19 protein-coding genes are annotated in these 21,388 nt (G+C 72.8%); 9 read left to right on the forward strand and 10 right to left on the reverse strand.

Annotation, left to right across the window (positions count from 1 at the left end; genetic code table 11):
- Positions 1–1,554: a sugar ABC transporter ATP-binding protein gene (locus HOY81_RS11710; RefSeq protein ID WP_237320264.1), complete on the reverse strand. Its 1,554-nt coding sequence runs from the start codon at positions 1,552–1,554 to the stop codon at positions 1–3.
- Between the two features lie 62 nt (positions 1,555–1,616).
- Positions 1,617–2,696, reverse strand: coding sequence for a LacI family DNA-binding transcriptional regulator (locus HOY81_RS11715; protein WP_237320230.1), 1,080 nt, complete (start codon positions 2,694–2,696; stop codon positions 1,617–1,619).
- Between the two features lie 212 nt (positions 2,697–2,908).
- On the opposite strand from HOY81_RS11715, the gene HOY81_RS11720 reads away from it, so the two are divergent.
- The 3 genes from HOY81_RS11720 (at position 2,909) to HOY81_RS11730 (ending at position 7,001) form a co-directional block, all read left to right on the forward strand.
- Positions 2,909–5,176, forward strand: coding sequence for an ATP-dependent RecD-like DNA helicase (locus HOY81_RS11720; protein WP_237320231.1), 2,268 nt, complete (start codon positions 2,909–2,911; stop codon positions 5,174–5,176).
- A gap of 118 nt (positions 5,177–5,294) precedes the next feature.
- Positions 5,295–6,611 (forward strand): citrate synthase, encoded by a 1,317-nt coding sequence (locus HOY81_RS11725; RefSeq protein WP_237320232.1) that lies wholly within the window; start codon positions 5,295–5,297, stop codon positions 6,609–6,611.
- Between the two features lie 171 nt (positions 6,612–6,782).
- Positions 6,783–7,001 carry a heavy-metal-associated domain-containing protein gene (locus HOY81_RS11730; protein ID WP_237320233.1) on the forward strand — a complete coding sequence of 73 codons (219 nt, stop codon included), beginning with the start codon at positions 6,783–6,785 and terminating at the stop codon, positions 6,999–7,001.
- A 17-nt stretch (positions 7,002–7,018) separates the two neighbouring features.
- Here the strand turns inward: HOY81_RS11730 and HOY81_RS11735 are convergent, their stop codons facing one another.
- Positions 7,019–8,071 carry a LacI family DNA-binding transcriptional regulator gene (locus HOY81_RS11735; protein ID WP_237320234.1) on the reverse strand — a complete coding sequence of 351 codons (1,053 nt, stop codon included), beginning with the start codon at positions 8,069–8,071 and terminating at the stop codon, positions 7,019–7,021.
- Positions 8,072–8,214: 143 nt separating this feature from the next.
- Between HOY81_RS11735 and HOY81_RS11740 the strand changes: the two genes are divergently transcribed.
- From HOY81_RS11740 to HOY81_RS11760, 5 genes are all read left to right on the forward strand, one after another.
- On the forward strand, positions 8,215–9,390 hold the full coding sequence (locus HOY81_RS11740) for a phytanoyl-CoA dioxygenase family protein (protein WP_237320235.1): 1,176 nt from the start codon (positions 8,215–8,217) through the stop codon (positions 9,388–9,390).
- Between the two features lie 82 nt (positions 9,391–9,472).
- Positions 9,473–10,267: an SDR family oxidoreductase gene (locus HOY81_RS11745; RefSeq protein ID WP_237320236.1), complete on the forward strand. Its 795-nt coding sequence runs from the start codon at positions 9,473–9,475 to the stop codon at positions 10,265–10,267.
- A 71-nt stretch (positions 10,268–10,338) separates the two neighbouring features.
- A complete protein-coding gene (locus HOY81_RS11750) occupies positions 10,339–11,343 on the forward strand; it encodes a Gfo/Idh/MocA family oxidoreductase (RefSeq protein WP_237320237.1) in 1,005 nt (334 codons plus the stop codon).
- Complete coding sequence (locus HOY81_RS11755; RefSeq protein ID WP_237320238.1) at positions 11,340–12,374, forward strand: Gfo/Idh/MocA family protein; 1,035 nt, start codon at positions 11,340–11,342, stop codon at positions 12,372–12,374. Before HOY81_RS11750 ends, HOY81_RS11755 begins: the two co-directional genes overlap by 4 nt.
- A 439-nt stretch (positions 12,375–12,813) precedes the next feature.
- The gene (locus HOY81_RS11760) at positions 12,814–13,551 is read left to right on the forward strand and encodes a flavodoxin family protein (protein ID WP_237320239.1); all 738 of its coding nucleotides are present in this window, start codon (positions 12,814–12,816) and stop codon (positions 13,549–13,551) included.
- Between the two features lie 10 nt (positions 13,552–13,561).
- Here HOY81_RS11760 and HOY81_RS11765 read toward each other — a convergent pair whose 3' ends face one another.
- From HOY81_RS11765 to HOY81_RS11795, 7 genes are all read right to left on the reverse strand, one after another.
- Positions 13,562–13,789, reverse strand: coding sequence for an AlpA family transcriptional regulator (locus HOY81_RS11765; protein ID WP_237320240.1), 228 nt, complete (start codon positions 13,787–13,789; stop codon positions 13,562–13,564).
- A 196-nt stretch (positions 13,790–13,985) separates the two neighbouring features.
- Entirely contained in the window at positions 13,986–14,843 is an 858-nt protein-coding gene (locus HOY81_RS11770) for a sugar phosphate isomerase/epimerase (RefSeq protein ID WP_237320241.1), read from the reverse strand.
- A gap of 21 nt (positions 14,844–14,864) precedes the next feature.
- Positions 14,865–15,881 carry a Gfo/Idh/MocA family protein gene (locus HOY81_RS11775; protein ID WP_237320242.1) on the reverse strand — a complete coding sequence of 339 codons (1,017 nt, stop codon included), beginning with the start codon at positions 15,879–15,881 and terminating at the stop codon, positions 14,865–14,867.
- A 59-nt stretch (positions 15,882–15,940) separates the two neighbouring features.
- Positions 15,941–16,855, reverse strand: a complete 915-nt coding sequence (locus HOY81_RS11780; protein ID WP_237320243.1) for a sugar phosphate isomerase/epimerase — start codon at positions 16,853–16,855, stop codon at positions 15,941–15,943.
- A gap of 170 nt (positions 16,856–17,025) precedes the next feature.
- Positions 17,026–17,883, reverse strand: a complete 858-nt coding sequence (locus HOY81_RS11785) for an ATP-binding cassette domain-containing protein (protein WP_237320244.1) — start codon at positions 17,881–17,883, stop codon at positions 17,026–17,028.
- Positions 17,884–17,888: 5 nt separating this feature from the next.
- A complete protein-coding gene (locus tag HOY81_RS11790; protein WP_237320266.1) occupies positions 17,889–18,989 on the reverse strand; it encodes an ABC transporter permease in 1,101 nt (366 codons plus the stop codon).
- Between the two features lie 5 nt (positions 18,990–18,994).
- Positions 18,995–20,005 carry a sugar ABC transporter substrate-binding protein gene (locus HOY81_RS11795; protein ID WP_237320268.1) on the reverse strand — a complete coding sequence of 337 codons (1,011 nt, stop codon included), beginning with the start codon at positions 20,003–20,005 and terminating at the stop codon, positions 18,995–18,997.
- 423 nt (positions 20,006–20,428) lie between these two features.
- On the opposite strand from HOY81_RS11795, the gene iolC reads away from it, so the two are divergent.
- Positions 20,429–21,373: a 5-dehydro-2-deoxygluconokinase gene (gene iolC / locus HOY81_RS11800; protein WP_237320245.1), complete on the forward strand. Its 945-nt coding sequence runs from the start codon at positions 20,429–20,431 to the stop codon at positions 21,371–21,373.
- Positions 21,374–21,388 lie beyond the last annotated feature (15 nt).

Below are 21,388 nucleotides of genomic sequence, written 5' to 3' on the forward strand. Positions count from 1 at the left end.
TCAGTGGCCACCAGGGCCCTCCCCATCCGCCGGCCCCTCGGCCGGCCCCGCTGTCGGCTCGGTCTCGGTCGCGGTCGCGGTGCCGACCGCCAGCTCCAGCACGGCGTCCTGGGTGGCCTCCGCGGCGCTCAGTTCGCCGGCGATCCGCCCCTGCGCCATGACCAGGATGCGGTCGCTCATGCCCAGCACCTCGGGCATGTCGCTGGAAATCATCAGCACCGCGTGCCCGGACGCGGTCAGCTCGTTGACCAGCCGGTAGATCTCCACCTTGGCGCCCACGTCCACGCCCCGGGTCGGCTCGTCGAGGATGAGCACCCGGCTCTGCGCGAGCAGCCACTTCCCGATGGCCACCTTCTGCTGGTTGCCGCCGGAGAGTGTGCGGGCGGGCTGGTCCAGCCCGGCCATGCGCACCCGCAGCCGGCGGGCCATACGGTCCGCGGCGCGCCGCTGGCCGGCCCGGTCGACCAGCCCGGCCCGGGTGGCGGCGCGCAGCGTGACCAGCCCCAGGTTCTCCGCCACCGAGGCGTCCAGCAGCAGGCCCTGCGCCTTGCGGTCCTCCGGGACAAACCCGATGCCCGCGGCCATCGCGGCGGTCACGTCGTGCCGGGGGAGCGGGCGGCCCTGGGACTCCACGCGGCCGCTGTCGTACGGGTCCGCGCCGAACACCGCACGCGCCACCTCGGTGCGGCCCGCGCCCACCAGGCCCGCCAGCGAGACCACCTCGCCCGCGTGCACCTCGAAGCCGACGTCCGTGAACCGCCCGGCGCGGCTGAGCCCGGACACCCGCAGCAGCGGTGTGGCGTCCCGGCGCACCGGCCCGCGGGCGCGCGGGTACTGGTCCTCGATGCTGCGGCCCACCATGAGCCGCACCAGGTCGTCCCGGGGGGTGCCGGCCGGCACCCGGGCGATGCTGCGCCCGTCCCGGAGCACCGTCACCCGGTCGCCGAGCGCGGCGACCTCCTCCAGCTTGTGGGTGATGAAGACGACGCCCGTGCCCTCGTCGCGGAGCCGCCGCACCAGGGTGAAGAGACGTTCCACCTCACCGGCGGTGAGCACCGCGGTCGGCTCGTCCATCACCAGCACCCGGGCGTGGACGCTCAGCGCCTTGGCGATCTCCACCATCTGGAGCCGGGCGACGCCCAGCCGGCGCAGCCGGGCCCGCGGGTCCACGTCCACGCCCACCCGCTCCAGCAGGGCGGCCGCCTCGGCGTACATCCGGGCCCGGTCGATGAGGCCGAACCGCCGCGGCTGGCGGCCGAGGAAGATGTTCTCGGCGACGGTGAGGTCCGGCACCAGGTTGAACTCCTGGTGGATGGTGGCGATCCCGAGCCGCTCGGCGTCCTGCGCGGTGTGCAGGCGTACGGGCCTGCCGTCCAGCAGGACGCGCCCGCGGTCCGGCCGGTGCGCCCCGGCGAGCAGCTTGATGAGGGTGCTCTTGCCGGCGCCGTTCTCGCCGAGCAGCACGTGCACCTCGCCGGCGCGGACCTCGAAGTCGACGCCGTCCAGCGCGACCACGCCGGGGAAGGACTTGCCGACGCCCTCGGTGCGCAGCAGCGGTGGTCCGGAGGCGCCGGCGGACGTGTCGCCGGGTGCGGGCGGTGGCCGGTCGGTGGTGCTCAACGGTGTGTCCCCTTCGTGCCGTGCCGCGTGCGGTCCCGCCCGTCCTGCTGCGCCGCGGCGCCGGATGCGCCGAGGGGGGCGCCGCCGGGCTCGCCGCAGGAGCGGCGGGCGACCAGCCGGGCCGAGAGGGTCACCGAGCAGGCCTCGCGCCCCTCGACGAGCTCCAGCAGCGCCCGTACCGCCCGGTGGCCCAGTTCCTCGGTCGGCTGGGCGATGGCGGTGAGCGGCGGGTCGGTGTGCAGGAACCACGGGATGTCGTCGAACGCGGCGAGCGCGAGGTCCCGTGGCACCCGCAGTCCGCGGGCCCGGATCTCGTCCATGGCGCCGAGGGCCATCAGGTTGTCCGTGGCGAAGACGGCGTCCGGCGGCTCGGGCAGGTCCAGGAAGCGGGCGGTGGCCCGGCGTCCGCTCTCCGCCCGGAAGTCGCCCTGCTCCTGGTAGTGGGCGGGCAGGGCGAGGCCGTGCGCGCGCAGTGCCGCGCGGAAGGCCTCGGTGCGCTCGGTGCCGGTGGTGGTCGTGGTGGGGCCGCTGATGATGGCGATGCGGCGGTGGCCGAGCCGGTGGAGATGGCCGACGAGGGCGCGGACCGCGGCGTGCCCGTCCGTACGGATCACGGGGACGTCGGCGCCGGGGATCCAGCGGTCGAGGAAGACCAGCGGGAGGGCGGAGCGGCCGACCTCGGCCAGCAGGGGCGAGCTGTCGTCGGTGGGGCTCACCAGCAGGCCGTCGATGCGCCGGTCCAGAAGGGTGCGGATGTGGTGGTCCTGGAGTCCGGGCTGCTCGTCGGCGTTGCCGATGATCACGCTGTAGCCGTGGGCGCGGGCCTCGTCCTCGACGGCGCGGGCGACGGCGGTGAAGAAGGGGTTCAGCACGTCGCTGATGACCAGTCCCAGGGTGCGCGTCTGGTGGGTGCGCAGGGAGCGGGCGACCGCGTTCGGGCGGTAGTCCAGGGCGACGACGGCGTCGAGCACCCGCTCCCGGGTGCTGGGGCGCACTGCCGGGTGGTCGTTCAGCACCCGTGAGACGGTCGCCACCGACACGCCCGCGCGGGCCGCGACGTCCTTGATCCCGGCCACGACGGCACTCCCTTGTGCGGTTGCGTGGTTTCCCGGAGGGGAAACCCGGAATGTGGAAACGTTTACATTAAGGATTGAACCAACGCCCCCGGCGCGGGACAAGCGCCGAGACCCGATCGTGATCCGCTGACACCGGGTCAGCCACCGGCCGGTGCGCGGGGGTTCGGCCGGGGGAGTGCGGGGTGTCGGCGGCCGGCGCTACCTTCGGTGACATGTCGTTCCAGCCCGCGGTGCTCGAGGGCGTCCTCGAGCGCATCACCTACGCCAACGAGGACAACGGCTACACCGTGGCCCGCGTCGACACCGGGCGCGGCGGCGGTGAGCTGCTCACCGTCGTGGGCTCGCTGCTGGGTGCGCAGGTGGGGGAGTCGCTGCGGATGGAGGGCCGCTGGGGTTCGCACCCGCAGTACGGCCGCCAGTTCACCGTGGAGAACTACACCACCGTGCTCCCGGCGACGGTGCAGGGCATCCGGCGGTATCTCGGCTCCGGGCTGATCAAGGGGATCGGACCGCGGATCGCCGAGCGCATCGTCGACCACTTCGGCACCGGGACGCTGGACGTCATCGAGGAGGACGCCGGCCGGCTCGTCGAGGTGCCCGGACTCGGCCCGAAGCGGACGCAGAAGATCGCGGCCGCCTGGGAGGAGCAGAAGGCCATCAAGGAGGTGATGGTCTTCCTCCAGGGCGTGGGCGTCTCCACCTCCATCGCCGTCCGGATCTACAAGAAGTACGGCGACGCCTCCGTCTCCGTGGTGAAGAACCAGCCGTACCGGCTGGCCGCCGACGTGTGGGGCATCGGCTTCCTCACCGCGGACCGCATCGCCCAGGCCGTCGGCATCCCGCACGACAGCCCGGAGCGGGTGAAGGCCGGGTTGCAGTACGCGCTCTCCCAGTCCACCGACCAGGGGCACTGCTTCCTGCCCGAGGAGCAACTGATCTCGGACGGCGTGAAGCTCCTCCAGGTCGACACCGGGCTGGTGATCGAGTGCCTGGCCGAGCTCGCCGCCGAGGAGGAGGGCGTGGTGCGGGAGACCGTGCCCGGTGCGGACGGGCAGCCGGTCACCGCCGTCTATCTGGTCCCCTTCCACCGTGCCGAGGTCGCGCTCGCCGCCCAGCTCCTCCGGCTGCTGCGCACCGAGGAGGACCGGTTGCCGGCCTTCCGGGACGTCGACTGGGAGCGGGCGCTCGGCTGGCTGGCCGGGCGTACGGGCGCCGAGCTGGCCCCCGAGCAGCAGGAGGCGGTCCGGCTGGCGCTCACCGAGCGGGTCGCGGTGCTCACCGGCGGCCCCGGGTGCGGCAAGTCCTTCACGGTGCGGTCGGTGGTCGAGCTGGCCCGGGCGAAGAAGGCCCGGGTGGTGCTGGCCGCGCCGACGGGCCGGGCCGCCAAGCGGCTCGCCGAGCTCACCGGCGCGGAGGCGTCCACGGTGCACCGGCTGCTGGAGCTCAAGCCGGGCGGCGACGCCGCGTACGACCGGGAGCGTCCGCTGGAGGCCGACCTGGTGGTGGTGGACGAGGCCTCCATGCTCGACCTGCTGCTGGCGAACAAGCTGATCAAGGCGGTGCCGCCGGGTGCCCATCTGCTGCTGGTGGGCGATGTGGACCAGCTCCCCTCGGTGGGGGCGGGCGAGGTGCTGCGGGACCTGCTCGCCGCGGACGGGCCGGTGCCCGCGGTGCGGCTCACCCGCATCTTCCGGCAGGCGCAGCAGTCGGGGGTGGTCACCAACGCCCACCGGATCAACTCCGGGACGCCACCGGTGACCCGCGGGCTGCCGGACTTCTTCCACTTCGTCGAGGAGGAGACCGAGGAGGCGGGCCGGCTCACGGTGGACGTGGTGGCCCGCCGCATCCCGGCGAAGTTCGGTCTCGACCCCCGCCGGGACGTGCAGGTCCTCACGCCCGTGCACCGCGGCCCGGCCGGTGCGGGGGTGCTCAACGGGCTGCTCCAGCAGGCCCTCACCCCGCCCCGGCCGGAGCTGCCCGAGAAGCGTTTCGGCGGGCGGGTTTTCCGGGTGGGTGACAAGGTCACCCAGGTCAGGAACAACTACGAGAAGGGGGCGAACGGCGTCTTCAACGGCACGGTCGGGGTGGTCACCGGCCTCCACACGGAGGACCAGCGGCTCACCGTGCGTACCGACGAGGACGAGGAGGTGCCCTACGACTTCGACGAGCTGGACGAGCTGGCCCACGCCTACGCGGTCACCATCCACCGTTCCCAGGGCAGCGAGTACCCGGCGGTGGTGATTCCGGTCACCACGAGCGCCTGGATGATGCTCCAGCGCAATCTGCTCTACACCGCGGTGACCCGGGCGAAGCGCCTGGTGGTGCTGGTCGGCTCGCGACGTGCGCTCGGCCAGGCCGTCCGCACGGTCTCCGCCGGCCGGCGGTGCACCGCCCTCGACCACCGGCTGCGCGGAGCCGTGCCCCCGGGCGCGGTCGCCGGGGGTGACCGGGGTACCCGGCAGGGTGCAGGATGGTCCTGAACGAGACGGCACTGCGTGCCACCAAGGAGCCCGTCGGCCGACCCCGAGTGCACCGCACGGCACCGGATGGGGGACAGTGGAGCACGTCAGGGCACCTCGAAGAAGAGGCACTACGTCGGTGAGGGAAGACGTGAGCGAACACCGCGCAAGTGAGGGATCCGTAGTACTCCGCTACGGGGACGGCGACTACAGCTACCCGATCGTGGACAGCACGGTGGGCGACCGTGGCTTCGACATCGGCAAGCTGCGCGCCCAGACCGGTCTGGTGACCCTGGACTCCGGTTACGGCAACACCGCCGCCTACAAGTCCGCCATCACCTATCTCGACGGCGAGCAGGGCATTCTGCGCTACCGGGGGTACCCGATCGAGCAGCTCGCCGAGCGGGGCTCGTTCATCGAGACCGCCTACCTGCTCATCAACGGCGAGCTGCCGACCGTGGACGAGCTGGCCCGGTTCAAGCACGAGATCACCCAGCACACCCTGCTGCACGAGGACGTCAAACGCTTCTACGACGGCTTCCCGCGTGACGCCCACCCGATGGCGATGCTGTCCTCCGTGGTCAGCGCGCTGTCGACGTTCTACCAGGACAGCCACAACCCGTTCGACGAGGAGCAGCGCCACCTCTCGACGATCCGGCTGCTGGCCAAGCTGCCGACGATCGCCGCGTACGCCTACAAGAAGGCGATCGGCCACCCCGTGGTCTACCCGAGCAACGACCTGGGGTACGTCGAGAACTTCCTGCGCATGACCTTCTCGGTGCCGGCCGCGGCCTACGAGCTGGACCCGGTCGTGGTGAGCGCCCTGGACAAGCTCCTCATCCTGCACGCGGACCACGAGCAGAACTGCTCCACGTCCACCGTGCGCCTGGTCGGCTCCTCGCAGGCGAACATGTTCGCCTCCATCTCCGCGGGCATCAACGCGCTCTGGGGCCCGCTGCACGGCGGCGCCAACCAGAGCGTGCTGGAGATGCTGGAGCGCATCCGGGCCGAGGGCGGCGACGTCGACTCCTTCATCCGGCGGGTGAAGGACAAGGAGGACGGCGTCAAGCTGATGGGCTTCGGCCACCGGGTCTACAAGAACTTCGACCCCCGCGCGAAGATCATCAAGGCGGCCGCGCACGACGTCCTCTCCGCTCTGGGCAAGAGCGACGAGCTGCTCGACATCGCGCTCCGGCTGGAGGAGCACGCGCTCGCCGACGACTACTTCGTCGAGCGCAAGCTCTACCCCAACGTGGACTTCTACACCGGCCTGATCTACCGCGCCATGGGCTTCCCGACCAGTATGTTCACCGTGCTCTTCGCTCTCGGGCGGCTGCCGGGCTGGATCGCCCAGTGGCACGAGATGATCAAGGAGCCGGGCACCCGTATCGGGCGTCCGCGGCAGATCTACACCGGCGTGGTCCAGCGGGACTACGTCCCCGTGGAGGCGCGCTGAGCCCCCGGCACGCCCTGACGGGGATGCCCTGACCCCGGCGTCTCACCGGCCCCGGTCCGCACCGCGGACCGGGGCCGCGTGCGTCCGGACCGGCGTGCCGGTGGTCGTCATACCCGGAGGGGGTATATAGTCGGCGGTGTCAGAGTGACAGCACAACACTGCGGAGGGGTCATGTCCGACATCACCACCACCTACCGGGTCACCGGCATGAGCTGCGGGCACTGCGAGGGCGCCGTCTCCGCGGAGCTCTCCGCCCTGGACGGCGTCACCGAGGTGCGGGCCGCCGCCGACACCGGCCTCGTCGAGGTGGTGTCGCAGGCCGAGCCGGACGACGAGGCCGTGCGCGCCGCCGTCGACGAGGCGGGATACGAGCTCGCCGGCCGCGCCTGAAGCCTCCGGGGCGCCGCTCAGGGCCGCCGGGTCACGGCGCCCTCCGGTGGCAGCGGCATGTTGAACGGCGTGACGACCTGGATCGGGGACGGCCAGGCGGGAACCGCCGACTCCGGCAGGGCGCCGTGCGCCCGCATCACCGCCCGGCAGGCACGGCGCATGTCCTGGCGCAGGTCGTGGTGGAGCACCGCGGAGAGCCGGCGCTCGTGCAGCAGCCGGGTGTTGTCCTCGTCCAGGTCGTGCGCCACGAACACCGCGCACTCCCGGCCCAGCGCCGCGAACGCCGCCAGGGTGGCCGCGTTGCCGCCGCCGATCGAGTAGACCGCGCGGATCTCCGGGTCCCGCTCCAGCGCGGCGAGGACCAGCGCGTACTGCGAGGCGTCCAGCCCGTCGGCGTCGGTGACCTCCACCATCCGCCGTCGCGGCAGGGCCGCCCGCAGGGCGCTGCGGAAGCCCATCTCCCGTTCCTCCTCGTTCCGGTAGAAGCTGCGGCTCAGGGTGGTCAGTACCGCGCCCGGCCGGTCTCCCAGCCACTGCCCGACGAGATACGCGGCGGTGGCCCCGGCCGCGCGGTCGTCCATCCCGACGTACGCGTGCCGTCCGCTGCCCGGCAGGTCCGTCACCAGGGTCACCACCGGGATGCCGGCGGCGATCAGCCGCCCGGCCGCCGAGGTCACCTCGGGCACGTCCGGCGCCTTGAGCACCACGCCCTGGGTGCCGCGCCGCCCGATCCGGTCCAGCGTGTCCGCCAGCTCCGCGGGTGAGCCGGTCTCCCGGAAGTGGAAGCGCGAGCGGACCACGGCCGGGCGCAGCGTCGGCAGCTCGGCCTCCAGCGCGGTCCGTACGGCCGAGGAGAACCGCTCCGGTGCCTGCATCACGATGTCGACCATGAAGGTGCGCCCGCCGATCCGCACCTGGGTGCGTTGCCGGTGCAGGTCCGTGACGGCCTGGCGCACCTCGCGGACGGTGCTCTCCCGCACCCCGCCCCGGTTGTTGAGCACCCGGTCGACCGTGGCCTCGCTCAGGCCCGCCTGGCGGGCGATCTCCCGGATCGGGAAGGGATGTCCCATGGCTGCCGCTCCCTGAGGGGTTTTTGACGGGTCTCTCAGGGTTGTCTGAGGGATCGGGGCCTCACAAGACTGGCAACACGCCTTCTTCCGAAGCCCTCTCCTCCCGCTGCCGCCTCCTCCCGACCCGTCCCGGAAGGACCGCCATGTCCGCCACTCCCACGCCCCCGCCCGCCTGGCTCACCGAGGCCGACTGCGCCCTCGACGACCTGCGCGCCCTCGTCGAGCGCGCCCCGGACCCCGCCGAGCACCCGGGCGCCGACGCCGTCGAGCAGGGCGTCCCGCTCTACGGCGCCGACCGGCTGCGGGACCGCGCCGCCACCCCGGAGGCCCGCCGGGCGGTACAGACCGAGCTGGTCCGGGTCCTCGCCGACGGCCCGGGCATCCTGGTCCTCCGCGGCGCCTGGGACCCGGAGACCACGGACCGCGCCACCGCCGTCTTCGACGCGCTCATCGCCGACCAGCGGGCGGCCGGCACCGCCGCGGGCGACCACTTCGCCGCCCCGGGCGCCAACGACAGGGTCTGGAACGCGCTGCAGAAGGCGGCCCTCCGCGACCCCGGGACGTTCGCCGACTACTACGCCAACGACCTGCTCGCCCTGGTCTCCACCGCCTGGCTGGGCCCCGGCTACCAGGTCACCTCGCAGGTCAACGTGGTCAACCCCGGCGGGGCCGCGCAGACCGTGCACCGCGACTACCACCTCGGCTTCCTCCCCGGCGAGGTCGCCGCCGGCTACCCCGCGCACGTGCACCGGCTCTCCCCGGCGCTCACCCTCCAGGGCGCCGTCGCGCACTGCGACATGCCGGTGGAGAGCGGGCCGACGTGCTACCTGCCGCACTCCCAGAAGTACGAGCCCGGCTATCTCGCCTGGCGGCTGCCCGCCTTCCAGGAGTACTTCGCCGCCCGCCAGGTGCAGCTCCCGCTCGCCAAGGGGGACGCGGTCTTCTTCAACCCGGCCCTCTTCCACGCCGCGGGGGAGAACCGCTCGGCCGGTATCCGGCGCGCCGCCAACCTGCTCCAGCTCTCCTCCGCCTTCGGCCGGGCGATGGAGAGCGTGGACCGGGAGGCGGTGGTGAACGCCGTCTACCCCGAGCTGCTCCGCCGCAAGGCGGCGGGCACGCCCGCCCGGCGGCTGGATCCCGTGATCGCGGCCTGCGCCGAGGGCTACCCCTTCCCGACCAACCTCGACCTCGACCCGCCGGTCTCCGGACTCGCTCCGCCCTCCCAGGCGGAGCTCGTACGGCGGGCCCTGGACGAGGAGTGGGCCCCGGAGGCCCTGCGCGAGGCCCTGTGCAGCGCCACCCGCCGCCGGGAGAGCTGACCGCCCGCCACGCGGCGACCGCCCCGAGGCGCCCCCGGAACCACACCGGTACCCCGAGACCCCCAGAACCGAGGAGACCCCCATGGAATCGCCGAACCCGCTGCAGGACCGGGTGGTGCTCGTCAACGGCGGCACCCAGGGCGTCGGCGCGGGCATCGCCCGCGCCGCGGCCCGCGCGGGCGCCACCGTGACCGTCAGCGGCCGCCGTCCCGAGCAGGGCGAGCCGCTGGCCGCCGAGCTGACCGCCGCGCATCCGGTGCCGGCCGGGCACGCCTACCTGCGGGCCGACCTGACCGACCCGGCCCAGGCCCGCGGCGCCGTGGAGCAGGTGGTGGCGGCGCACGGCCGCATCGACGGCCTGGTCAACGCCGCCGGGCTCACCTCGCGCGGCTCGCTGCTGGACACCACCCCGGAGCTCTTCGACGCGCACCTCGCCATCAACCTGCGGGCGCCGTTCTTCGCCATGCAGGCCGCCGTGCGGGACATGGTGGCGCGGTCCGCGCCCGGCGCCGTGGTCAACGTCGGCTCCAACTGCGCGCACGGCGGGCCGCCGCACCTCGCCGCGTACTCCGCCGCGAAGGCCGGGCTCGCGGCGCTGACCCGGAACGCGGCGCACGCCCACCGCTGGGACCGGGTCCGGGTCAACGGCGTGAACATCGGCTGGACCGCCACCGAGGGCGAGGACGCCGTCCAGCGGGAGTTCCACGGCGCGGGCGACGACTGGCGGGAGCAGGCGGGCAAGCAGCTCCCGATGGGGCGGCTGGCCCGGCCCGAGGACGTCGCCGGGCTGGTCGTCCTGCTCCTCTCCGACCTGAGCGGCGTGGTCACCGGCTCGGTGATCGACTGGGACCAGAACGTCGTCGGCGCCCTCGACTAGGGCCGTCCCCACGCTGACCCCCCGGGGGGCTCACCTCGCCTCCCGCCACGGAACCTGCAAGGAGCACACCCATGCGCATCGGCATCCTCGGCTGCGGGCGGATCGGCGCCTTCCACGCCGCGACCCTGCACGATCTGGACACCGTCGACTCCCTCGTCGTCTCCGACCCCGTCCCCGCGGCCGCGGCCGCCACCGCGGAGCGCTTCGGCGCCGAGACGGCCGCCTCCCCGGAGGAGCTGCTGGCCGCGGGCGTCGACGGCGTGGTCGTCGCGGCCGCCACCGACGCCCACCCGGAGCTGCTGCTCGCCGCGGTGAAGGCCGGACTGCCGGTCTTCTGCGAGAAGCCCGTCGCCCGCACCATCGAGGAGAGCACCCGGGTGCTCAGCGCCGTGGAGGGCAGCGGCGTCCCGGTGCAGATGGGGCACAACCGGCGCTTCGACGCCGGATTCGCCGCCGCCCGGGAGGCCGTGGCGAGCGGGGCGCTGGGCGCGCTGCACACCGTACGGTCGACCACGCTGGACCCGGAGCCGCCCCCGCCCGCCTATGTCGCCGCCTCCGGCGGCATCTTCCGCGACTGCGCGGTGCACGACTTCGACGTCGTCCGCTGGGTCACCGGGCGGGAGGTCGCCGAGGTGTACGCGACGGGGGGCAACCGCGGTGCGGAGTTCATCGCCGGGGCGGGCGACGTCGACACCTCCGCCGCCGTCCTCACCCTCGACGACGGCACCCTCGTCCTGGTCTCCAACAGCCGCCACAACCCGCGGGGTTACGACGTGCGCATGGAGCTGCACGGGATGCGGGACAGCGTCGCTGTCGGTCTGGAGGACCGGCTTCCGCTCCGCTCCGTGGAGCCGGGCACCACCTTCCCGGACGGTCCCCCGCACACCTTCTTCATGGACCGCTTCGCCGCCGCCTACCGCGCCGAACTGGCCGCCTTCACCGAGGTGGTGGCGGCCCGCCGGCCCTCCCCGTGCACCGTGGCCGACGCGGTCGAGGCGGCCTGGATCGCGGAGGCCTGCGCGCGCTCCCTGCGGGAGCGCCGCCCGGTGCGCATGACGGAGGTGCGGGAGGCATGACGACGGAGCGTACGGACGCCGCGGCCCCCGTGGAGCCGCTGCGGATCGGGCTGCTGGGCGCCGCCCGGATCGCCGACCGGGCGCTGGTGGCGCCCGCCCGGGAGACCGGGCACCGCCTGGTCGTGGTGGCGGCCCGGGACCGGGACCGTGCGGAGGCGTTCGCCGCACGCCACGGCGTGGAGCGGGTGGCCGGCGACTACGCCCGGGTCCTCGCCGACCCCGAGGTGGAGGCGGTCTACAACCCGCTCGCCAACGGGCTGCACGGCCCGTGGAACCTCGCGGCCCTCGCCGCGGGGAAGCATGTGCTCACCGAGAAGCCCTCGGCGAGCAATGCGCAGGAGGCCGCCGAGGTGCGGGACGCCGCGGCAGCGGCGGGCCGCACCGTGATGGAGGGGTTCCACTACCTCTTCCACCCGGTGACGCGGCGCCTGCACGAACTGCTGGACTCCGGCGAACTCGGCGCGCTGCGGCACGCGGAGACCCTGGTCGCCATCCCGGAGCCGGAGGACGGCGACCCGCGCTGGTCGCTCCCGCTGGCCGGCGGGGCGCTGATGGACCTGGGCTGCTACGCACTGCACGCCCTGCGCGTGCTCGCGCCCTGGGCAGGGGGCCCGCCCCGGGCGGCCGGGGCCCGTGCCGGCGTACGCGCCGGGGCGCCGGGTGTCGACGAGTGGCTGGAGGCCGACCTGGAGTTCCCCGGCGGCGCCACCGCGACCGCGCGCTGCCACATGGCCTACCCGGAGCTGCGCATGAGCTGCCGGATCGTGGGCTCCCGGGGCACCGCCACGGCGCGGAACTTCGTGCTGCCGCACACCGACGACCGGATCGTGGTGCGGACCGCGGCGGGGGAGCGGGTCGAGCAGCCGGGCCGGCGCTCCTCGTACGCGTACCAGCTCGAGGCCTTCGCGGCGCATCTGCGGCACGGTGCCGCGCTGCCCACGGGGGCGGAGGACGCCGTGGCGACGATGCGCCTGATCGACGCCTGTTACGAGGCGGCCGGTCTCCCGCCGCGCCCGCGCACCGTGCTCTGACGGGCGGCGCGGGAGCGCCTGCGACGACCCCACCTCGGACGGGCGGGTGCCGGAAGCGTGAGAACGCCCCGTCAGGGTCCCCCCACGGGCCCTGGACGGGGCGTTCTCTACCCGGTCGGATTCCCCCCACGGGACCCAGCCGGGTGTCTGCCGGCTGCGCATGCGGCCGGGGGCCGCTCAAAGCTCCGGGGCATGGCAGCGTGGCGCCGGCTCCGCCGGGTGCCGACGTCACCGGGTGAGACCCGCGACCCCCGCGAAAGGTTGTACGCCGATTTTCTGTGACCTGCGTCACATCCCCCGTCGCCGTCCCGGTGGTCCCGCCGGGTGATCGCGGCGGTGTGAGCGCGCCGTCACGCTTCCCCGGCCGCCTGCGCGCCGCAGCATGGGAGCCGGTGCCGCCGCAGGCCGGATGCGGCGGCCGGACTCCCGGGAGAGACGTGTGACCGCACCAGCCCCGACCACCGACGTCCCACCCGCACGCTACGACGACCTGCGGGCGGTGATGATCAACTGCACCCTGAAGCCCTCCCCGGCCCGCAGCAACACCCAGGGGCTGATCGACCGCAGCCGCCGGATCATGGAGGCCCAGGGGGTCCAGGTGGACCTGGTGCGCGCGGTGGACCACGACATCGCCACCGGCGTGTGGCCGGACATGACCGAGCACGGCTGGGAACGGGACGCCTGGCCGGACCTGTACCGCCGGGTGCTGGCCGCCGACATCCTGGTGCTGGCGGGGCCCATCTGGCTCGGCGACAACAGCTCCGTCACCAAACAGGTGATCGAGCGCCTCTACTCCTGCTCCAGCCTGCTCAACGAAGCCGGCCAGTACGCCTACTACGGCCGGGTCGGCGGCTGCCTGATCACCGGGAACGAGGACGGGATCAAGCACTGCGCGATGAACGTGCTCTACAGCCTTCAGCACCTCGGCTACACGATCCCCCCGCAGTGCGACGCCGGCTGGATCGGCGAGGCGGGTCCCGGCCCCTCCTACCTCGACGAGGGCTCCCACGGCCCGGAGAACGACTTCACCAACCGCAACACCACGTTCATGACGTGGAACCTGCTGCACCTGGCACGGATGCTCCGGGACGCCGGCGGCATCCCCGCCTACGGCAACCAGCGCACCGAGTGGGACGCCGGCTGCCGGCACGACTACGAGAACCCGGAACACCGCTGACGGAACCGGCTCAGCCATTCCTCTCCGGGGGCGTGCGCCGCTGACCGCGGCGGCCGCCGTGTCCCGGGCGGCGGGCCACCCAGGCCCGCACCGTGTCCGCGTACCAGAACGGCCTGCCCCCCTCCACCAGGTCGGGCGGGGGGAGCAGGCCGTTCTTCCGGTACGAGCGCACGGTGTCCGGCTGCACCCGGATGTGTGCGGCGATCTCCTTGTACGACCACAGGCTCCGGTCTGCCATGGCGGCACCTCCACGGGACGACGGGGGTGACGACAGGCTGTGGCCGGAGTACGACGCCCGGTGAGCATCCCGGGCCGCTGTCGCCCGGTTGTGACCCGGTGCGGGCGGCATCGTGACCGCTGTGACGGGACCGGGACAGGGGGAGCCGGGCGGACCGTGGGACGGAGCGCGCGGCCGCCCCTCCGGGAGGGAGGTCCTACGGCCGGCCCGCGAGGTACTCGTCGATCTTCCGGCGCATGAAGAGCGACGACTCCCGGGCCCGTTCCTCCCAGGCGAAGACGCAGGAGGTGAGGGTGCCGTCGAAGCCGTTGTCCCACAGGGCGCCGAAGAGCTCGTCGAAGTCCACCTCGCCCTGCCCGATGTCCAGGTGCTGGTGGATCCGGGCCGGGGAGCCGGGCGGGTTGACGATGTAGCGCAGCCCGGAGGAGCCCGTGTGGTCGAAGGTGTCCGCCAGGTGCACGTGGGTCAGCAGGTCGCCGGCGTAGGCGATCTGCCCGGGCGCGTCGTCGCCGTGGTGGAAGGTGTGCGGGGCGCAGTAGAGGTACTTCACCCGGGGGTGGTTGACGCCCCGGATCATGTCGATCGCCTCGTAGCCGTTCTCGATGAAGTCGTCCGGATGCGGCTCCAGGGCCAGGTCGATGCCCTCCCGTTCGAAGAGCGGCAGCAGCTCCTCCATCGACTTCCAGAACTGCGCCTCGCTGCGGGCGGGGTCCTCCGGGCGGCCGTTGAACTCCGAGATCATGCTGTCCACGCCGAGGTCCGCGGCGACCCGGACGGCGCGCTTCCAGTAGCGGACGGCGGCCTGCCGCTCCTCCTCGTCCGGGCCGGACCAGCGGAACAGCGGCAGTACCGAGGAGACTCCGACACCCGCGGCGTCCAGCGCCTTGCGGAACCGCTGCACGGTCGCGTCGTCCACCCGCGGGTGCCGGAAGAAGGGGTTGAAGTCGTCCCGCGGCGAGAGCTCGATCCACTCGAAGCCCAGCTCGGCGGCGAGCGCGGGCAGTTCGAGCAGCGGGACGTGCCGGAACATGTAGGGGTCGAGAGCGATGCGCATGGTCGGGTGCCTCCCGGTACGTCAGCGGTAGAGAGCGGGGCGTTCGGCCAGCGAGACCTCGACGCGTTCGCCGCTCACCTGGGCGCGGACCCCGGCCTCGCAGACCGCGGCGACGGCGTAGCCGTCCCAGGCACTCGGGCCGGTGGTCTCGCCGCGGCGGGCGGCGTCCACCCAGCTCTGCACCTCGCGGTCGTAGGCGTCGGCGAAGCGGGCGATGAAGTCCTGGGTGATCTCGCCGCCCCAGCGGCCGGCCGTGTTGGTCATCAGGCCGTGGCCCTCGCCGATGCGGGCGGTGCCGCCCTCGCAGACCGCCTCCGCCTGCACCTGGTAGCCGAAGCCGCAGGTGGCGAACATCTCGACGTTCACCACCGCCCCGCCGTCCGTCTCGAAGAGCACGAGCTGCGGGTCGCTCAGTCCCTCGGGCGCGCCGGAACTGGGGACGGGACGGAGCACCCGTACCGCGGTGATCTCCTGGTCCAGGAGCCAGCGGGTGCAGTCGATCTCGTGCGCCACCGCGTCGGTGATCAGCATCTCGTCGGTGAAGTAGTCGTGCACCCGCACGTTGCGGTGCCGGCAGTGCAGCAGCAGCGGACGGCCCAGCTCACCGCTCTCCAGCAGCGCCCGGAGCCGCAGGTACTCGCTGTCGAAGCGGCGCATCCAGCCCACCTGGATGCGCCGGCGGCCCAGCTTCTGCTCCGCCTCCAGCACCCGCAGCGCGCTCTCCGCGTCCGGGGTGAGCGGCTTCTCACAGAGCACCGGCAGGTCCCGGGCCAGGGCGTCCAGCAGGGCGGCCTCGTGTGCCGGGCCGGGGGAGGCGATCAGCACGGCGTCCACGGCGGGGTCGGCCATGGCCGCGGCGTGGTCGGTGTAGGCCGTGCAGCCCTCGGTGGTGGCGGCCAGCGCATCGGCCCGCTCCTCGTCGATGTCGACGACGGCGGTGACCCGGGCGCCGCTGATCACCCGGTCGATGCGGCGGACGTGGTCCGCCCCCATCATGCCGGTGCCGATGACGGCGACGCCGAGTGTGCGGTCGGTCATGTGAAGTCCTCGGGAGAAGCGGGTGCGTGGGTGCGTGGGTGTGCGCGCGAGACGCGGGGTCAGGCGCCGCAGGAGCGCAGGAAGCGGCGGGTCCGCTCGGCGATGGGCAGCGGCTGGTCGGGCGGGCACGGGTACATGTCCTGCTCGACGATGGCGAAGAGATCGATGCCGAGCTGCTGGGCGGCGGTCAGCACCGGCTCCATCGCCGGGACGCCCAGCGGCGGTTCGCACATCACGCCCTGCTGCACGGCGGGCCCGAACGGGGTGCCCTTCGCGACCACGTCGGCCAGGATGTCCGGGTCCACCTGCTTGAGGTGCAGATAGCCGATGCGTTCGCCGTAGGTCTCGATGAGCTTGACGTTGTCGCCGCCGCAGTAGGCGTAGTGGCCGGTGTCCAGGCAGAGGCTGACCAGGTCCTGGTCGGTGGCGTCGAGGAAGCGCTCGACGTGCTCCTCGGTGTCGATGTGGGTGTCCGCGTGCGGGTGCACCATGATCCGCAGCCCGTAGCGCTCGCGCACCTCGCGGGCGAGCCGCTCCATGCCGGTGGTCAGGTGGTGCCACTGCTCGGTGGTGAGCTCCGGCGGCTCGATCAGCTCGGCGGTCTTGTCGTCCCGCCAGAAGGACGGGATGACGACCAGGTGCTCGGCCTGCATGGCGCGGGTGAGCTCGGCGACCTCTGCGACGTGCGCCCAGGTCTCGTCCCAGGTGTCCGGGCCGCGGTGCAGCGCGGTGAAGATGGTCCCGGCGGAGACCTGGAGCCCGCGCTGCTGCACCTCGTCGGTGAGCCGGGCGGGGTCGGTCGGCAGGTAGCCGTAGGGGCCGAGCTCGATCCATGCGTAGCCCGCCTGGGAGACCTCGTCCAGGAAGCGCTGCCACGGCACCTGCAGCGGGTCGTCGGGGAACCAGACACCCCAGGAGTCGGGGGCGGAGCCGACCCGGAGGCGGTCCAGGGCGGGGGTGGCGGGGGTGGTCATGCGGTGTCTCCTCTCGCCGGCCCGGCGGGCCGGGGATGCTCGTGAGGTGAGGTGAGGTGAGGTGGGGCGGGGAGGGTGGTGCCGGTGGTGCGTACGGTGTGCCGCGCGGCGGGCCGGCGCACCGGCCGGTCCCGGCGCGCCGCGAGGCGGGGCCCGGGGGACGCGGGGGCTCACCGGCCGGCGGAGCCCTGGCCCTCCAGCTCGGACTCCTCCGGGAGCTCCTCCACGTCGACGCCGCTGACCTGGGACAGCTCGTGCTTGAGCGCGGCGAGTTCGGCGCCGCCGGCCATGTGGTTGGTGAGCTCCTCGAGGGAGACCTCGCTGCGGTCGGCGCTGAGCTCCAGCTCGCCGAGGCGCAGCACGGAGAAGTGGCTGCCGACCATGTAGGCGTGGTGCGGGTTGTGGGTGATGAAGATGACGCCGAGACCGCGGTCGCGGGCGGCGGCGATGTACTTCAGCACCACCCCGGACTGCTTGACGCCCAGGGCGGCGGTCGGCTCGTCCAGGATCAGCACCCGGGCGCCGAAGTGGACGGCGCGGGCGATGGCCACGGACTGCCGCTGACCGCCGGAGAGGGAGCCGAGGGGCTGGTCGAGGTCGTCGAGGACGATGCCCATGTTGCGCAGCTCCTCGTCGGCGATGCGCTTCATCCGCGGGATGTCCAGCCGCCTCAGGGGCCAGACGCCGCGGGTCAGCTCCGAGCCGAGGAAGAAGTTCCGCCAGACCGGCATCATCGGCACCGTCGCGAGGTCCTGGTAGACGGTGGCGATGCCGTGGTCCAGGGCCTCCCGGGGGGTCGTGAGCCGCACCGGCGTGCCGTCGATGAGGAACTCTCCCTCGGTGTGCTGGTGCAGCCCGGAGACGATCTTGATCAGGGTGGACTTGCCGGCGCCGTTGTCGCCGAGCACACAGCTCACCTCGCCGGGCCGGACGGCCAGGTCGACGCCGCTCAGCGCCCGCACGTTGCCGTAGCGCTTGCCGACGCCGCGGAGCTCGACGAGGGGACCGGACGTGTCACGGGTGTTCATGGCGCTCACCTCCGGGTTGCCTGGTTGCGCACGTACAGGTTGACGAGCACCGCGAGCAGGAGCATGGCGCCGAGGAAGAACTTGAACCAGTCGGGGTTCCAGTTGGCGTAGACGATGCCCTGCGTGGCCATGCCGAAGAGGAAGGCGCCGATGAGCGGGCCGATCACCGAGCCGTAGCCGCCGGTGAGCACGCAGCCGCCGATCACGGCCGCGGCGATGTAGATCAGCTCCTGGCCGACGCCCTCGCCGGACTGCACGGTGTTGTAGGCGAAGAGCTGGTGCATCCCGACGAACCAGGCCGCGAAACCCACGGTCATGAAGAGCGTGATCTTGGTGAAGGCCACCGGCACGCCCACGGCGCGGGCGCTCTGCTTGTTGCCGCCGACGGCGAAGATCCAGTTCCCGAACTTGGTGCGCATCAGGACCCAGGTGCCGATGGCGGCGAAGAGGATCCACCACAGGACGGTGACCCGCAGGCCCGTGCCCCCGATGGTGAGGGTGGAGGAGAAGACGGCCCGGGCCTGGTCGAAGCCGTCCATGTCGCGGATGGAGTCGGTGGCCACGTTCCCGGTGACCAGCTTGGTGATCGCCAGGTTGGCCCCCTGGAGCATCAGGAACGTGCCCAGGGTGATCAGGAAGCTGGGGAGTCCCGTCTTGACCAGCATCAGGCCGTTGAAGGCCCCGATCGCCAGGGAGACCGCCAGGGCGAAGAAGACCCCGACCCACACGTTCATGGTGAGCTGGAAGGCGAACATGCTGGCGGCCAGCGCGGAGGTGAGCACCGCGACACCGGCCGAGAGGTCGAACTCGCCGCCGATCATCAGCAGGGCCACCGCGATGGCCATGATGCCGATCAGCGAGGCCTGGTAGAGCACCGTGGCCATCGAGTCCATCTGCCGGAACGGCGGGGCGACGGCGTAGAAGAGGACGTACACCGCGATCGCGCCCAGCAGCGCGCCGATCTCCGGCCGGCTCAGCAGCCGGTGGATCAGGGAGCGCTGCCTGGTGCGGCCGTCCTTCTCGGGCGGCGGCACGGGGCGGCCCCCCGCCGCGGGTGCGGCGGGGGACTGCCCGGCAGGCTGTGCGGGGGACGCTGCCTGCGTCATGGACATCACCGAGTGCCCTTCTGTGCGAAGTCGGCGATCTCGTCGATGTTGGAGTCATCGACGAAGGCGGGGCCGGTCAGGACCGGCTCCTCGCCACCGCCGGCGAAGTTCCCGTTGTGCTCGTAGAGCCAGAGCGCGTCCACCGCCATGTATCCCTGCAGGTAGGGCTGCTGGTCGACGGCGAACTCGATCTTGCCGTCGCGGATGTAGTCCGTCAGGTCCTTGTTGAGGTCGAAGGTGGCGACCGAGGCGTCGCTCCCCGCGGCCTCGACCGAGTCGACCGCCGTGATGGCGAAGGGGGCGCCGAGGGTCGCCACGTAGTCGATCGACGTGTCGGCCTGGAGCTTCGCCTGGATGGTCGACTTCACCGAGGGCATGTTGGTGCCGTTGACGTAGAGTATGTCCGTCTTGCCGTCGAAGGTCTTCTTGACGCCGGCACACCGGGCCTCCAGGGCGACGTGGCCCTGCTCCTGGATGACGCAGATGGTGTGCTTCGCGCCCAGCTCGTTGAGGCGCTTGCCGAAGGCCTCGCCGGCGATGGTCTCGTCCTGGCCGTAGTAGGACAGCATGCCCAGGTCCTTCCACTGGTCCAGGCCCCCGTTGAAGCCCACCACCGGGATGCCGGCCTTCCGGGCCTTGGCGATCACGCCCTTCATCGCCTCGGGCTTGGCCGCGGTCAGCGCGATGCCGTCGACCTTCTGGTCGATGGCGTTCTGCACGAGGTTCGCCTGGTCGGCGGCCTTGGGGTCGGAGGAGTAGACCAGCTCCACGTTGTCCTTGGCGGCGGCCGCCTGGGCGCCCTTGCGGATGATGTCCCAGAAGGTGTCGCCGGGTGCCGCGTGGGTGATCATGGCGACCTTCATGCGGGGCGTGTCCGCCTTGCCGGCGCCGAGTCCTTCGGCCTCCTCCTGGGACTCCTTGCCGCCGGAGCTGCTGGAGCAGCCGGCGGCGAGCAGTGCGGCGGCGGCCAGACCGGCGACGGTGGCGGTGGTACGGCGGGCTCTGCGGGATGGGATGGTGCGCTTCACAGTCCTGACCTCACTTCGGTGGTGAGTGGAGCGGGAGGGGAACGGGGGACCCGCGGGCTGAGGGGGGAAGCGCCGCCCGGGGCCAGGGGGTCCGTTTCCGTCACATGCCGGAAACGGCGCCGTCTTGGGTAGGGATTCGACTCCCTGGGGTGTGGCGCTGTCAAGACTTTGTCAGGACAACACTTCATCTGGACGTAACGGCGCGATAACGCCGTGGCGAGCCGTGAGTCCGGACGTCCGTATGTAATGACAAACTATTGACAGCGGTCGGGTCCGGGTCTACACCTGTGGGGGCGTAGTTCCTCACCGGGCCGTCCTCCAGCACCGTCGTTCCACCGCGGTCCCCTCCGCTCGTCTCGATCTTCCGACGGTCCCAACCTTCGCGCCGTCCGTCCAGAAAGGGCACCCCCCATGACCGAGTCGCTCGACGTCATCACGATGGGCCGCATCGGGGTGGACATCTATCCGCTGCAGACGGGCGTGCCCCTGCCCCAGGTGGAGACGTTCGGCAAGTTCCTCGGCGGCTCCCCGACCAATGTGGCCGTCGCCGCCGCCCGGCTGGGCCGCACCAGCGCGGTGATCACGCGCACCGGGCGCGATCCCTTCGGCGACTACTGCCACCAGGCCCTCAAGGACTTCGGCGTCGACGACCGCTGGGTCACGCCGGTGGCCGCGTATCCCACACCGGTCACCTTCTGCGAGATCTTCCCGCCCGACGACTTCCCGCTCTACTTCTACCGGCAGCCCAAGGCACCCGACCTGGAGATCCACCCGGGCGAGCTGGACCTGGACGCCGTCCGGGCGGCCCGTGTCTTCTGGATGACCGGCACCGGCCTCTGCGAGGAGCCCAGCCGCTCCGCCACCCTCGCCGCCCTGGAGGCCCGCGCCAAGGCCGGGACCACCGTCTTCGACCTGGACTGGCGGCCGATGTTCTGGCCCGACCCGGCCGCCGCCCGCACGGTCTACCGGCAGGCCCTCGCCCACGCGACGGTCGCCGTCGGCAACCTCGACGAGTGCGAGGTCGCCACCGGCGTCCGCGATCCCCGCGGCTGCGCCCGTGCGCTGCTGGACGCGGGCGTGGAACTCGCCGTCGTCAAGCAGGGGCCTGCCGGTGTCCTCGCGGTGCACCGGGACGGCACCACCGCCGAGGTGCCGCCGCACCCGGTCGACGTCGTCAACGGCCTCGGTGCCGGCGACGCCTTCGGCGGCGCCCTCTGCCACGGACTGCTCGCCGGCTGGGAGCTGACGCACCTGATGCGCTTCGCCAACGCCGCCGGCGCGCTGGTCGCCTCCCGGCTCGCCTGCTCCTCCGCGATGCCCACCGAGTCCGAGGTCGCGGGCCTCCTCGGTGCCTGATCCCTCCTGTCCCCG

The organism is Streptomyces sp. JJ36, assembly GCF_021696945.1.
In the GTDB taxonomy this organism is placed as follows: domain Bacteria; phylum Actinomycetota; class Actinomycetes; order Streptomycetales; family Streptomycetaceae; genus Streptomyces.